At 62.7% G+C, this 13,051-nt stretch carries 11 protein-coding genes; 5 read left to right on the plus strand and 6 right to left on the minus strand.

What is annotated here, in order from left to right; genetic code table 11:
* Positions 1-107: 107 nt before the first annotated feature.
* Entirely contained in the window at positions 108-851 is a 744-nt protein-coding gene (gene hutC / locus PZN02_RS09325) for a histidine utilization transcriptional repressor HutC (protein ID WP_280661278.1), read from the plus strand.
* 31 nt (positions 852-882) lie between these two features.
* The gene (locus PZN02_RS09330) at positions 883-3,810 is read left to right on the plus strand and encodes an aminotransferase (protein WP_280661279.1); all 2,928 of its coding nucleotides are present in this window, start codon (positions 883-885) and stop codon (positions 3,808-3,810) included.
* Positions 3,811-3,865: 55 nt separating this feature from the next.
* Here PZN02_RS09330 and PZN02_RS09335 read toward each other — a convergent pair whose 3' ends face one another.
* Positions 3,866-4,807 (minus strand): AraC family transcriptional regulator, encoded by a 942-nt coding sequence (locus PZN02_RS09335; RefSeq protein ID WP_280661280.1) that lies wholly within the window; start codon positions 4,805-4,807, stop codon positions 3,866-3,868.
* Between the two features lie 217 nt (positions 4,808-5,024).
* Here PZN02_RS09335 and PZN02_RS09340 point away from each other — a divergent pair, with 217 nt between their 5' ends.
* Positions 5,025-6,071 (plus strand): NAD(P)-dependent alcohol dehydrogenase, encoded by a 1,047-nt coding sequence (locus PZN02_RS09340; RefSeq protein ID WP_280661281.1) that lies wholly within the window; start codon positions 5,025-5,027, stop codon positions 6,069-6,071.
* Positions 6,072-6,360: 289 nt separating this feature from the next.
* On the opposite strand, the gene PZN02_RS09345 is transcribed toward PZN02_RS09340, so the two are convergent.
* A complete protein-coding gene (locus PZN02_RS09345) occupies positions 6,361-6,825 on the minus strand; it encodes a winged helix-turn-helix transcriptional regulator (protein ID WP_136508815.1) in 465 nt (154 codons plus the stop codon).
* Positions 6,826-6,851: 26 nt separating this feature from the next.
* Complete coding sequence (locus tag PZN02_RS09350) at positions 6,852-8,015, minus strand: M20 aminoacylase family protein (protein ID WP_280661282.1); 1,164 nt, start codon at positions 8,013-8,015, stop codon at positions 6,852-6,854.
* A gap of 288 nt (positions 8,016-8,303) precedes the next feature.
* Here PZN02_RS09350 and PZN02_RS09355 point away from each other — a divergent pair, with 288 nt between their 5' ends.
* Positions 8,304-9,392 (plus strand): D-alanyl-D-alanine carboxypeptidase family protein, encoded by a 1,089-nt coding sequence (locus tag PZN02_RS09355; protein WP_280661283.1) that lies wholly within the window; start codon positions 8,304-8,306, stop codon positions 9,390-9,392.
* 95 nt (positions 9,393-9,487) lie between these two features.
* The gene (locus tag PZN02_RS09360; RefSeq protein WP_280661284.1) at positions 9,488-10,633 is read left to right on the plus strand and encodes a CobW family GTP-binding protein; all 1,146 of its coding nucleotides are present in this window, start codon (positions 9,488-9,490) and stop codon (positions 10,631-10,633) included.
* Positions 10,634-10,688: 55 nt separating this feature from the next.
* Here the strand turns inward: PZN02_RS09360 and PZN02_RS09365 are convergent, their stop codons facing one another.
* The 3 genes from PZN02_RS09365 to PZN02_RS09375 all read right to left on the minus strand — a co-directional run bounded on the left by PZN02_RS09365 (position 10,689) and on the right by PZN02_RS09375 (position 12,975).
* The gene (locus tag PZN02_RS09365) at positions 10,689-11,171 is read right to left on the minus strand and encodes a methyltransferase family protein (protein WP_280661286.1); all 483 of its coding nucleotides are present in this window, start codon (positions 11,169-11,171) and stop codon (positions 10,689-10,691) included.
* A gap of 131 nt (positions 11,172-11,302) precedes the next feature.
* Complete coding sequence (locus tag PZN02_RS09370; RefSeq protein WP_280661287.1) at positions 11,303-11,539, minus strand: sulfurtransferase TusA family protein; 237 nt, start codon at positions 11,537-11,539, stop codon at positions 11,303-11,305.
* Positions 11,539-12,975 (minus strand): L,D-transpeptidase family protein, encoded by a 1,437-nt coding sequence (locus PZN02_RS09375; protein WP_280661288.1) that lies wholly within the window; start codon positions 12,973-12,975, stop codon positions 11,539-11,541. Before PZN02_RS09375 ends, PZN02_RS09370 begins: the two co-directional genes overlap by 1 nt.
* Between the last annotated feature and the right edge of the window lie 76 nt (positions 12,976-13,051).

Here is a 13,051-nt window from a genome sequence, read left to right on the forward strand (position 1 = left end):
ATATGGAACTATAGATATTTTATGGTGGCGCGCAAGGCTAAAATGGACGAAAAGGTCATCCATTGCCGGACGGTCGCCGCCTTATCGGCGTAAGATGGGAGTAGACAATGACGCTACGGGGGGGGACAAGCGACATACCGACTTTCGCTGAAGGACCCGTGCCGCGCTATGAGGCGGTAAAGCAATTCATTCGCAGCCGAATCGAGAGCGGCGAATGGCCCGCCAATCATCGGATACCGTCCGAAAACGATATCGTCGCGGATCTCGGCGTCAGCCGGATGACGGCGAACCGAGCGTTGCGAGAGCTTGCTAGCGAAGGCGCGATCACTCGGGTTCAGGGGGTCGGATCCTTTGTTGCGGCCCATAAGGGCAGCACGGCGCTCCTCGAGGTCCGCAACATCGCGGACGAGATCCGCGAGCGCGGCCATCGACACACCTCCCGGCTGACCGTGTTGCAGGAGGAGCCGGCGAGCCCCGAGATCGGCCACGCACTCGGGCTTCCGACGGGAGCCAGGGTGTTCCATTCGATCATGGTCCACAGCGAGAACGAGATGCCGATCCAGATCGAGGATCGGTTCGTCAACCCGGCTGTCTGCCCTGAATACATGGCGCAGGATTTCCGAGCCATGACCCCGAACGCCTATCTGACCCTGGTGGCGCCGATCACCCGCACCGAGCAGATCGTCGAGGCGGTGTCGCCCAAGCCCTGGGAATGCAAGCTTCTCGCGATCGGCCGCAACGAACCGTGCCTGATGATCCGTCGCCGGACCTGGTCGGAAACGGCGAGCGTGACCACCGCGCGGCTGCTTTATCCGGGCACGCGCTATCGCCTTGAGGGCGTCTCGCAGTGAGGCGGTCCCGCGAATAAACGGGAATGGAAGCATGGACGGAGAAACGCTCAAGCTCCGCACGCAACTCGCAAGACCGGACGTCTCCGCCGAGGAGGCGAAACGCGTTCTATCGGAACAATACAACCTTTCCGGCGCGCTGACCGAGCTCGGCAGCCAGCAGGATCGAAACTACCGCGTGGATACGGAGGATGGCAGTTTCGTCCTGAAAATCTGCCGGATGGAATATGCACGGGTCGAACTTGAGGCGCAGAATGCAGCCCTGCATCATCTTGGCGCCACCTCGGGCGCTCCGAAGGTGCCGGCCGTCATCTCGGCGCTGAATGGCGAGGAGATTGTCGTCGCTGCCGTCCGGGACGTGCCCTATCAGTTCCGGCTGCTCACCTATCTTGACGGCACGCCTTTGACCCGCCGCAAGCATCTTCCGGCGCAAACGGTGGCGGAACTTGGCGACCTCGCCGGCCGGCTGGCTGCGGCACTCAAGGGGCTCGATCATCCCGGGCTCGAACGCGAACTGCAATGGGACCTCCGACGGGCCGGACCGGTCGCGCTGCAACTGCTGCAGACCATGACCGACGTGGATTTGCGCAAGCGCGTCGCCGAGGCAATGGTCGCCGCGATGCGGCGCGTGCAGCCGCTGATGCCGGAGTTGCGGGTGCAGGCGATCCATCAGGACGTCACGGACGACAACGTCGTGAGCAGGGTGGAGGCAGGTGGCAGGCTTGTGCCCGAGGGCGTGATCGACTTCGGTGACGTCCTCAAGGGGTGGCTCGTCGCCGAACTGGCGGTCACCTGTGCGTCGCTGCTTCACCATGCCGATGGCGACCCGTTCTTCATCCTGCCGGCGGTCCAGGCCTTCCACGCGGCATCCCCGCTGACGGATGTCGAGCTGAAGGCGCTCTGGCCACTCATCGTGGCACGAGCGGGGATTCTGGTCGCAAGTACGGAACAGCAGTTGGAGATCGATCCCGACAACGCCTATGTGCGTGGAAACGCCGCCCATGAGCGTGAAATCCTCGATGTCGCGCTGTCGGTGCCTTTCGGCCTGATGGAGCGGGCAATCCACCAGGCCGTAGGGAAGGGGGCGGCATTGACCGTGCCCTTGACGGCCGGCCGGCTGCTGCCGGACATCGAACCCTCCCGCGTCGGTATCGTCGATCTTTCGCTCCTTGGGCCTCATCTTCCGGCCGACCGCTGGCATTATGAGGATACCGAAGCGCTGCTCTTGCAGTCGGCGGCGCGGGCGGCCGGCGCCTCCGCTACGCGATACGGCGAATTCCGCCTGACCGAAACGCGGCTTCTCCAAGCAAGGTCGCCTGCGACCTTCGCTCTGCACGTCGATCTCTGTCTGCATGGACAAACTGTCGTCCATGCGCCTTTCGCGGGCAATCTCGGGCGGCGCGGCGAAAAACTGGTTCTATCGGCCGATGGGCTGCATCTCCATCTCAATGGCGTCGAACCGGCCGATGCCGCCGAAGGCGCGATCGAAGCCGGAGCGCCGATCGGCGTCGTTCCCGGCGATCCGCCAGCGCTGGGCTTCATCCGCGTCCAGCTCTGCAGGGAAGCGGACATCGACCCGCCGCCCTTCGCCACAGCGAGCCAGGCAGAAGCCTGGCGGGCACTCTGCCCGTCGCCCGCCCAAATGCTCGGTTTCGACTGTGATGCGCCCTTGCCGGCAGCGGGCGAACTGCTTCAGCGCCGGCAACGCCATTTCGCACGGGCCCAGAAGAACTATTATCGCCAGCCGCCGCAGATCGAGCGGGGTTGGAAGGAACATCTCTTTGATGTCGAGGGCCGTGCCTATCTCGACATGGTCAACAATGTCACGATCGTCGGCCACGGCCATCCGCGCCTTTCGGCGGCGGTTGGCCGGCAATGGTCGCTGCTCAACACCAATTCGCGCTTCCACTATGCATCGGTGGCGGAATTTTCGGAGCGGCTCGCCGGGTTGGCGCCCGAGGGGCTCGACACGGTTTTTCTCGTCAACAGCGGCTCGGAGGCAAACGACCTTGCGATCCGACTCGCCTGGGCACATTCCGGCGCGCGTCACATGCTCTCGCTGCTCGAAGCCTATCACGGCTGGACGATCGCGAGCGATGCGGTCTCGACGTCGATCGCCGACAATCCGCAGGCGCTGACGACGCGGCCCGACTGGGTGCATCCGGTCGTTTCCCCGAACACCTATCGCGGACCGTTTCGCGGAGAAGGCTCGACCAGCAACTATGTTCGCGACGTTACCGAGCAACTGGAGGAACTCGACGAACGTCGGGTGGGCCTTGCGGGCTTCATTTGCGAAGCGGTCTATGGCAACGCCGGCGGCATCCCGCTGCCGCCCGGATATCTCGAGGCCGTCTATGCCATGGTGAGGGCAAGAGGCGGCGTCTGCATCGCCGATGAGGTACAGGTGGGCTACGGCCGCCTCGGCCACCATTTCTGGGGGTTCGAAGAGCAGGGCGTCGTTCCGGACCTCATCACGGTCGCCAAGGGCATGGGCAACGGCCATCCGCTCGGCGCCGTCATCACGCGGCGCGAGATCGCGGAGGCGCTGGAGAAGGAAGGCTACTTCTTCTCGTCGGCCGGTGGCAGTCCGGTAAGCTCCGTCGTGGGCCTGACCGTGCTCGACATTCTTCACGACGAGGCCTTGCAGGAGAATGCCCGCACGGTCGGCGACCATCTCAAGGCGCGGCTGCAGGCGCTCGGCGACCGCTTTCCGATCGTCGGCGCGGTCCACGGCATGGGGCTTTATCTCGGCGTCGAGTTCGTCCGTGACCGTGAAACGCTGGAGCCTGCGACGGAGGAGACGGCGGCGATCTGCAACCGCCTCCTTGAACTCGGCGTCATCATGCAGCCGACCGGCGATCACCTGAATGTCTTGAAGATCAAGCCGCCGCTCTGCCTCAGCCACGAGAGCGCCGACTTCTTTGCCGCGATGCTGGAGCGGGTGCTGGAAGAGGGCTGGTGATCAGAGCTCCCCTCACAGGTGGCCGCAGCCGGACATAGGATTTGCTGAGCTGGACTTAGCCCTCGCTCAGCATCTCCCTCTCGCCACTCAATCGTTCGACGAGGCTGCGGCGAACGCGGCCGATATGGCGCGCCGGCGGCTCGCCGAATTGACGGGAATATTCGCGGCTGAACTGCGACTGGCTCTCATAGCCGACCTGATGGCCGGCATCGCCTGCATCGAGACGCTCTTCCAGCATCAGGCGCCTCGCTTCCTGCAGCCGGAGCTGCTTCTGATACTGCAGCGGACTCATCGCCGTGATCGCCTTGAAGTGATGATGAAGCGAGGAAACGCTCATGCTGACGCGGCTCGCAAGATCGTCGATGCGCAACGGGTGCGCATAGTGCTCCTTCAGCCATGCCACGGCGCGACCAATCTGGTGCGGCTGACTTTCCGCCGTCGTCATCTGCCTGAGCCTCGTGCCGTGCGGCCCGGTGAGCAGGCGGTAGAGGAGTTCCTGCTCGATCAACGGCAGAAGGGCGGCGATGTCGTCCGGGCGCTCGAGCAGCCGCAGCAGGCGGAGCGTCGCGTCTTCGAGATCAGGTGTTATCTTGCTGACCGTCATTCCGCGCGCGGAGGCCGACGGCTTCGCCCGGTGGTCACCGATCAGATCCAGCAGTGCCGGGATCTTGCCGGTATCGATCTGGAACGCCAGGCTCATGTAGGGCTCTTCCGGCGACGCCTGTGAGACCTGGGAGATGACCGGCAGGTCAATCGAGGTCAACAGATAGTCCGAAGCGCCGTAGACGAGGGTCTCGTCGCCGAGCACCACGCGCTTGGCGCCCTGCACGATGATCGCCAAGCTCGGCTTGTAAGCTGCGCAATTCGGTTTCGCAGTGCTTGAATGCCGGTGGACGCTGAGACCGGGTACGAGCGTTACGTGGTCCCCATCTTTCTCGGCGATACGGGCAATGATATCGATCATCTCCAAGCGTGGCGTCTGTCGTGTCGTCGTCATATTCAGCGGCCTTTCCAGTATCTTAGGTCTGCGCGGTCTGCCGTTCAGATAGGTTCCCGGCACGGCCTCGCCACGGCGCGGCCGTCATTGATGCAGGATTGTGCAAAACTTTTGCAGGATCGCACTAACGCATCATGGCTCCGGGACAGCATAGTCCGCCCTGTCGCTGGCGGTCCACGCCTCAGCGCATTATTCCCAAGACATCAAGGACAGACCCATGGCTATAGCTAGAGGATATGCGGCGACCGATGCTTCGAAGCCGCTTACGCCTTTCACATTCGAGCGCCGCGAACCGCGCGACGACGATGTGGTCATCGACATCAAATATTGCGGCGTTTGCCACTCCGATATTCATCAGGCCCGCAATGAATGGGGCAACTCCACTTTTCCCATGGTGCCGGGCCACGAGATCGTCGGCATTATTTCGGCGGTCGGATCAAACGTCACGAAGTTCAAGGTCGGCGACCGCGCCGGCGTCGGCTGCTTTGTCGATTCCTGCACGACCTGCGCCACCCGCGATCTCGATCTGGAACATTATCTTCCGGGTCTGGTCGTGACCTACAATGGCGTCGAGGCCGACGGAAAGACCCCGACCCAGGGCGGCTACTCGGATCATATCGTCGTCAAGGAAGGCTATGTGCTTTCGATTCCCGAGAACCTCCCGCTCGACGCCGCCGCCCCGTTGCTTTGCGCCGGCATCACGCTTTACTCGCCGCTCCGTCACTGGAAGGCGGGGCCGGGGAAGAAGGTGGCAATCGTCGGCATGGGTGGCCTCGGGCACATGGGCGTGAAGCTCGCCCACGCCATGGGCGCCGAAGTCACGGTGCTGAGCCAGAGCCTCTCGAAAAAGGAGGACGGACTGAAACTCGGCGCGGATCATTATTACGCGACCAACGATCCGGAGACGTTCCAGGCGCTTGCCGGGAGTTTCGACCTGATCATCTGCACGGTTGCCGCCGAGATCGACTGGAACGCCTATCTCAATCTCCTGAAGGTCGATGGCGACCTAGTGCTTGTCGGCATTCCGGAGAACCCGGTACCGGTCCACGCCTTCTCGTTGGTTCCTGCACGGCGCAGTATTTCTGGTTCGATGATCGGTTCGATCAAGGAAACCCAGGAAATGCTGGATTTCTGCAGTGAGCACGGCATCGTTTCGGAGATCGAGACGATTGAGATGGATCAGATCAACGAGGCCTACGAGCGGGTGATCAAGAGCGACGTGCGCTACCGCTTCGTGATCGACATGGCTTCGCTCAAAGCGTGACTTCCTTACTGCGCCGTATGCCTTGCCGCACATATGGCGCTTTAGGGGGCTGGAGGGGCCCCATAACCCCCCTCTACCCTGCCGGGCATCTCCCCCACAAGGGGGGAGATCGGCTGGAGCAACCGCCTGCCCCTATAAGCACACGATATCCAGAGCCAGCAGGCCGAACCATTGGTGGAGCGAGGCATCGCCACTTGCCAATCTCCCCCCTTGTGGGGGAGATGCCCGGCAGGGCAGAGGGGGGTGTTAACTGCGCATCCCGGAGATGCCGCTGCCCAGACCTGTTGCTCTAGACGAGCGGCAGCGGACCGTCGTTCTTGATCTCTTCCATGACCGCGTAGGTGCGGGTTTCCTTGACGCCGGGCAGCGTCCAAAGCACCTGCCCTAGGAAGTTGCGGTAGGCGGTCATGTCCTCGAAGCGGGTCTTGACCAGATAGTCGAAGCCGCCGGCGACCATGTGGCATTCGAGCACGGCGGGAGCCTGCTTGATGGCGATCGCAAACTGATCGAAGACTTCCGGCGTCGTCTTGTCCAGCATGACCTCGATGAAGACGAGCAGACCGAAACCGAGCTTGTGCGGGTCGAGGCGTGCACCGAAGCCCGAGACATAGCCCTCCTTGAGCAGTCGTCGCAGCCGCTCGCTGGTTGCCGTCGGCGAGAGGCCGATGCGGTCCGCCAGTTCGAGATTGGTGATGCGCCCATCCGCCTGCAGGATGTTCAGGATTCTGCGATCCGTCTTGTCGATCTGGTGCATTGCCGCCGCCTCCCCCTTTTTGTCTCTCAGGCGGCCAGTCGCGTTTCAGCGAGCTTCACCCAATAGGAAATGCCGTGGGGGATTGCCTCGTCGTTGAAGTCGTAGGCCGGATGGTGAAGGCCGGCCGTGTCGCCGTTGCCCATGAAGATGAAGGCGCCGGGGCGGGCAAGCAGCATGTAGGAAAAATCCTCGCCGCCCATCATCGGGTCGAGTGAAGCATTGACCTGGGCGGCGCCGGCAACCGTCGCGGCTGCCGCAAGGGCGTGGGCGGTCTCGTCGGCATGGTTGACCGTCACGGGATAGTTGCGGCCGTACCAGACGTTCACCGTCGCGCCGTAGGCGCCGGCGATGCTTTCGGCAATCTGGCGGATGCGCGCCTCGCCGGTGTCGCGCACTTCCGGCATCAGGGTGCGGACGGTTCCGGCGAGGACCGCCTGCTCGGGAATGACGTTGTGGGCGAAGCCGGCGTTGAACTTGGTGACCGAGACGACGACGGATCCGAGGGGATCGACGGTGCGCGAGGCGATCGTCTGGAGTGCGTTGACGATCTGCGCGCCGACGACGATTGGATCGATGGTCTTGTGCGGCTGGGCCGCATGCCCGCCGCGGCCGTTGATGGTGATGGTGAACTCGTCGGTGGACGCCATGATCGGGCCGATGCGGCTGCCGAAATGGCCGACCGGCATGCCCGGCATATTGTGCATGCCGTAGACCTCCGCGATCGCGAAACGCTCCATCATGCCGTCCTTGACCATCTCGTTGCCGCCGCCGCCGCCTTCTTCCGCCGGCTGGAAAATGACCGCCACGGAGCCCGCGAAATTGCGCGTCTCAGCGAGATATTTTGCCGCGCCGAGCAGCATGGCCGTGTGGCCATCATGGCCGCAGGCGTGCATCTTGCCGGCGGTCGCCGATGCCCAGGGCTTGCCGCTCGTCTCGATGATCGGCAGGGCGTCCATATCGGCCCTGAGCCCGATGGTCCGGCCGGCACCGAGATTGCCGCGGATGATGCCGACGACACCGGTCCTGCCAAGACCAGTCACGATTTCGTCAACGCCGAATTCCTTCAGTTTCCTTTCCACAAAGGCTGCCGTATTTTCCACCGCGAACAGCAGTTCGGGATTCATGTGCAGGTGGCGCCGCCACTCGGTCACTTCGTTTTGGAGTTCGGCAGCGCGGTTGAGAATCGGCATAGGGTCGTCCTGTCGGTCTGTTCGGTCACTACTGCATGATTCCTTAAATCGGAACCGATTTAAGGATAAAATCAATGCAGAAACTCAAAGCTCTACAGCGACCGTTGCGCGTCTGATTGGACTCGCGGCGCTGTAAGCGCGCAGTGGATTGGCGCGGCAGCCATGGATTGGGCTTTGCCATCTCCTCGCCATATAGGCTAAATACCGGGACGAGGCGAGGCAATTGCGGAAATTCGAGGTCGGATTGTGGTGACAGGTGGATTCTTGGGGCGTGACGGGGCGAGGGCGATGGGCGTTCTCGTGGGAGCCTGTGCGGCATTCCTGGCGGCGATGCTTCCCGCATCTGCCAATCCGCGGCTGGTCGTCGACGTCAACTCGCTCAAGGTCTATGAGCATCAGGACATCTTCAAGAGATGGTACCCGGCATCGCTGACCAAGCTGATGACCGCCTACACGACGTTTCGGGCGATCAAGACGGGGCAGTTGACGCTGGAAAGCCCGGTCGTGATGACGAAGAACGCTGCGTCCGAACCGCCGAGCAAGATGTTCTACAAGCCCGGCCAGGCGATGACGCTCGATAGCGCGCTCAAGATGATGCTGGTGAAATCAGCAAATGACGTCGCCGTTGCCATCGCGGAAACGGTCGGCGGATCCGAACCGGCCTTCATCGAGCGGATGAATGCCGAGGCACGCCGTATCGGGCTGACCTCGTCGCATTTCATCAATGCCAACGGACTGCCCGGTGAGGGGCAGTACACGACGGCGCGCGACCTCGCCGTGCTCGCCGTCACATTGAAGCGCGAGTTCCCCGAATATGCTTCCTATTTCTCGCTGGAGGGCTTCACCACCGGCAAGAAGGACTATGCCAATTACAACATGCTGATCGGCCGCTTCGACGGCGCGGACGGCATGAAGACCGGCTTTATCTGCGCCTCTGGCTTCAACCAGGTCTCGTCGGCGACGCGCGGTGGCCGCAGCGTCATTTCGGTTGTCCTCGGGGAAGACAGTCTTGGCGCCCGGGCCGACGAGTCCGCTCGGCTGTTGCAGATGGCGCTGACGACCAGCGATGCCAACAAGCAGTCTCTGACGCAGATCGCCCCCTATGGCGAAGGCCGCGACATGGTTGCCGATGTCAGCAAGGAGATCTGCTCCAAGGCCGCGGCGAAGGTGCGCAGCGAAGGCCGGGATGAAGCCGGTCGCCAGAAGCTGCTTTCGCCCTACATCCGCGAAATCAATCGCCCGCTGAAGCTTGCGTTTGCTGGGCTTATTCCCGGCAGCGGCGACAAGATCGCCAAGGCCGGCAGCGATGTCGCGGCGCAGGGTGATGCTACCGAGATCGCCAACGTGCCGATCCCGGTTCCTCGCCCGAGTTTCTGAGCGGGATAATATGCGGCCTTCGGCTGCATCCCGCGTCTCAATTAGATTTCGGACGATTCGACCCGAAATCAGCGTGATCTAAGACGGAGTCCGCCATGAACGGTCCATTGCCGGTGGTGTCGGTATCGATCCTCACCGGCTTCCTCGGTGCGGGCAAGACGACGCTTCTCAATCGCTTGCTCAAGGATCCCAACCTCGCCGATACCGCGGTTATCATCAACGAATTCGGCGATGTCTCGATCGACCACCTGCTGGTCGAGGCGTCGAGCGATGGTGTGATTGAGCTTTCCGACGGGTGCCTCTGCTGCACGGTGCGCGGCGAGCTTGTCGATACACTCGCCGACCTCATGGACCGGATGCAGACCGGTCGCATCAAACCGCTGAGACGCGTCGTCATCGAAACGACCGGGCTTGCCGATCCGGCGCCGGTGCTACAAGCGGTGCTCGGCAATCCGGTCATCGCGCAGAACTTCCGGCTGGACGGTGTCGTCACGGTCGTGGACGCCGTCAACGGCCTGCAGACGATCGCGAATCACGTGGAAGCCTTGAAACAGGTCGCGGTCGCCGACCGGCTCGTCATCAGCAAGACCAAGCTCGCCAATGACGCGGGGCGCGATGCGCTCTTGCAACGGCTCAGGGACCTTAATCTCCGCGCGCCCATCATCGACGGTGATGCGGACGAGGCCGGCCGTGCGGATCTGTTCGCCTGCGGTCTCTATGACACATCGACCAAGGTCGCCGACGTCGGCCGTTGGCTTCAAGACGAGGCGCACGCCGATCACCATGATCATGACCACGATCACCATGGGCATGACCATCATCGTGGGCGTCACGACCACCACCATCACGACGTCACGCGCCACGGCTCGGACATCCGGTCCTTCAGTATCGTCCACGATCGTCCGATCGAGCCGATGGCGCTTGAAATGTTCATCGATCTTCTACGCTCGGCCCATGGCGATAAGCTGCTGCGGATGAAGGCAGTCGTTTCCGTGGCGGACAATCCTGAACGGCCGCTTGTCCTGCACGGCGTGCAGACCGTTTTTCATACGCCGGAGCGGCTGGCCGCCTGGCCCGATCCCGCCGACCAGCGCACGCGCATGGTGCTGATCACGAAGGGGCTCGAGGAAGTGTTCGTGCGCGACCTCTTCGATGCCTTCACCGGCAAACCCCGGATCGACCGGCCGGACGCGCAAGCGCTCTCCGATAATCCCCTCGCAGTTCCCGGCATGAAATTCTAGACCGGCAGTGCGCAGGAATCGGTTGGGTCTCCTAGTCGGGCCGCGGTTTTGATTTTCACAACCAGCGGCGGACGCGGCTCTTGTAGCTCCGATAGGCGTCACCGAACTTGCGTTCGAGATAGGCTTCCTCTCGGGCGACCACCAGGTAGCGGATGACGAAGTAAAACGGCACCAGCAGGATGAGGAGCCAAAGGCTGTCGAAGCCGACGGCGAGGCCGATCAGGCCGAGAAACATGCCGATATAGATCGGATTACGGCTGTAGCGGTAGGGCCCCTCTTCGACGATCGTCGTCGTCGGCTGGGTGGTCGGGATGTGCGTTCCCGCCCGGCGGAAGGTCGTCGCCGCCCAGATCAAAAGTGCCAGACCAGCGAGGAACACGATGGCGCCTAACCAACCGGCCGGCACTGCCGTCGGCAGGAAGGGCAATGGGTAGAGCACGTCAATCAGGCGCCCCGCAACGACGGCGAGGGCCCAGACGATCGGCGGTCGCACCGCCGCGCCGGAACTGTCGTGCAAATTGCCGCTGGCATCGTTCATTGTGCAGCCCGCATTGTATTTCGCTGATCATAGCAAGAATTCCGACTGCCTTGGAGCGTGTCGATGTCGAGAGCAGCCGGAACCGGCGCGAAATGCGGGAAAGCAGAAGCGGCGATGTTTCGGTGGATCCGCTAAGTTTTCTTGCGGATGACGAAGCGATGGCCGCCTTCGGTCGGCGCGGCTTCCTCGAGCCGGTGTCCGTCCTCGTTGCAGAAATGCGGAATGTCGATCACCGCGAGCGGATCCGTCGTCTCGATTTCGAGCAGGGCACCCGGAGCGAGCGTCTGCATTCGCTTGCGCGTCTTCAAAACGGGAAGGGGGCATTTCAGCCCCCTCAGATCATAGACGGTCCTGGGCTCGTCCGGCATCAATTGCCCCAGATCTTCCAGAACGGGCGCTTCTTCGGCTGCTCGGCGGCGGGTTGTTCGGCTGCCGCCTGCGGGTTTTCCGCCGGAGCCGCGGCCACTTGTGCGTCGTTTTCGGCCGGCGCGGGTGCCTGCTTCTGGTCGGCTGCCGACGGCTGCTGGGTTGCCGCGGGCTGCGGCGCACCCGGCTTAATGGCGGCCGGCTGCTCGGGCGCCTGGACCGTCGGCGCGGCGGCGGCTTCCGGCTCGCTTGCCGAGAAAAGGTTCCAGAAGGATTTCCGGGCCGGCGCCGGTTGGATGGCGGCTTGTAGAACAGGACGCTCGACTGGGCTTGCCTGCGGCACCGGCACGCTCGCGCCGCCGCGGGTCGCTTTCTCCAGCGCCTCCTTCTGGATCAGCGCCGCCTGTTTGGCTTCCTCGGCCGCCTTCTGGTCAGCGAGCTTCTTTTCGAGGTCGCTCACCTTCATCAGCTTGCCGGCGTCGAGGGAGTTGCCCGTTGGAGCATAGGCGAGCTCGCGGCCTTTGCGCTGTTCGGCTACGATCGCCTTGCGTTCCGCTTCGGTCGGCTCATACCAGACCATGCCTTCGTACTTCTTCAGCGCCTTGTCGTAATCGCGCTGATAGTCCTTCTCGAAGCCTGCCATCGCCACCTGCAACGCCGGCGGCGTCGACATGGCGGGGCATTGGCCCATGGGATTGAACGTGCCGTCGCTTTGCTGGTTGAAGACGTATTTCCTCTCGCAGACATTCACTTCCGGCGGGCGCTTCGTCACCTCGAACTGGTCGTAGCCCGCCTTCAGCATCTTCCAGAACTCGATGTTCGGGTTGTTGCGATGACGGGCCATGTTCTCCGCGGTCATACGGAAGGGAAAGGCCTGGAGCTGGACGCTTTGCTGCCCACCCTTGAAGGCGTCACGCGCAAGCGCGAAGATCTCGATGATCTGCTCGTCGGTCATCGAGTAGCAGCCCGACGAAGAGCAGGCGCCATGGATCATCAGATGCGTGCCTGAGCGGCCGTTCGCCTTGTCGTAGGTATTGGGGAAACCCGTATTGATCGCGAGATAATAGTTGGAATTGGGATTCAGCTGGTGCGGGAACAGCGGATAGAACCCTTCCGGGGCCTGCCGGTCGCCCTCCTTCACCTTCGGACCGAGCTTTCCGGACCACGCGCAGATCTTGTAGCTCTTCAGCAGTTGAAAGCGGTTCGCCGCGTTGGCCTTCCAGACTTCGAGCGTGCCTTCCTCTTTGAAGATCCGCAGCGCGATCGGAGAGGTCTTCTGCATCCCCAGTTCGCGCATCTTCGCGGTCATCTTGCTCGAAAGCTGATACTCGGTCTTGCTCTTGACCGAGGAGAGGTTGACCGAATCCAGGGTCTCGTTGGTGCAGCCGGCGAGCGCGGCAGCAATAGCGGCGGTAGCGACAAGGTTCCTGAAACGCATCGGCAGAGGCCCGTTAAAAAACACAATCCGTCATTGAGCGCAGCGCCCGTCGAGGAGCGCCCTCAACGAATCAGTA

Source organism: Sinorhizobium garamanticum, assembly GCF_029892065.1.
Classification (GTDB): Bacteria; Pseudomonadota; Alphaproteobacteria; order Rhizobiales; family Rhizobiaceae; genus Sinorhizobium; species Sinorhizobium garamanticum.

Coding starts and splice junctions, on each gene's coding strand:
- PZN02_RS09360 (WP_280661284.1), top strand. CDS start 9,488: ATGAACGGTCCATTGCCGGTGGTGTCGGTATCGATCCTCACCGGCTTC.
- PZN02_RS09355 (WP_280661283.1), top strand. CDS start 8,304: ATGGGCGTTCTCGTGGGAGCCTGTGCGGCATTCCTGGCGGCGATGCTT.
- PZN02_RS09330 (WP_280661279.1), top strand. CDS start 883: ATGGACGGAGAAACGCTCAAGCTCCGCACGCAACTCGCAAGACCGGAC.
- PZN02_RS09335 (WP_280661280.1), bottom strand. CDS start 4,807: ATGACGACGACACGACAGACGCCACGCTTGGAGATGATCGATATCATT.
- PZN02_RS09375 (WP_280661288.1), bottom strand. CDS start 12,975: ATGCGTTTCAGGAACCTTGTCGCTACCGCCGCTATTGCTGCCGCGCTC.
- PZN02_RS09350 (WP_280661282.1), bottom strand. CDS start 8,015: ATGCCGATTCTCAACCGCGCTGCCGAACTCCAAAACGAAGTGACCGAG.
- PZN02_RS09370 (WP_280661287.1), bottom strand. CDS start 11,539: ATGCCGGACGAGCCCAGGACCGTCTATGATCTGAGGGGGCTGAAATGC.
- PZN02_RS09345 (WP_136508815.1), bottom strand. CDS start 6,825: ATGCACCAGATCGACAAGACGGATCGCAGAATCCTGAACATCCTGCAG.
- PZN02_RS09340 (WP_280661281.1), top strand. CDS start 5,025: ATGGCTATAGCTAGAGGATATGCGGCGACCGATGCTTCGAAGCCGCTT.
- hutC (WP_280661278.1), top strand. CDS start 108: ATGACGCTACGGGGGGGGACAAGCGACATACCGACTTTCGCTGAAGGA.
- PZN02_RS09365 (WP_280661286.1), bottom strand. CDS start 11,171: ATGAACGATGCCAGCGGCAATTTGCACGACAGTTCCGGCGCGGCGGTG.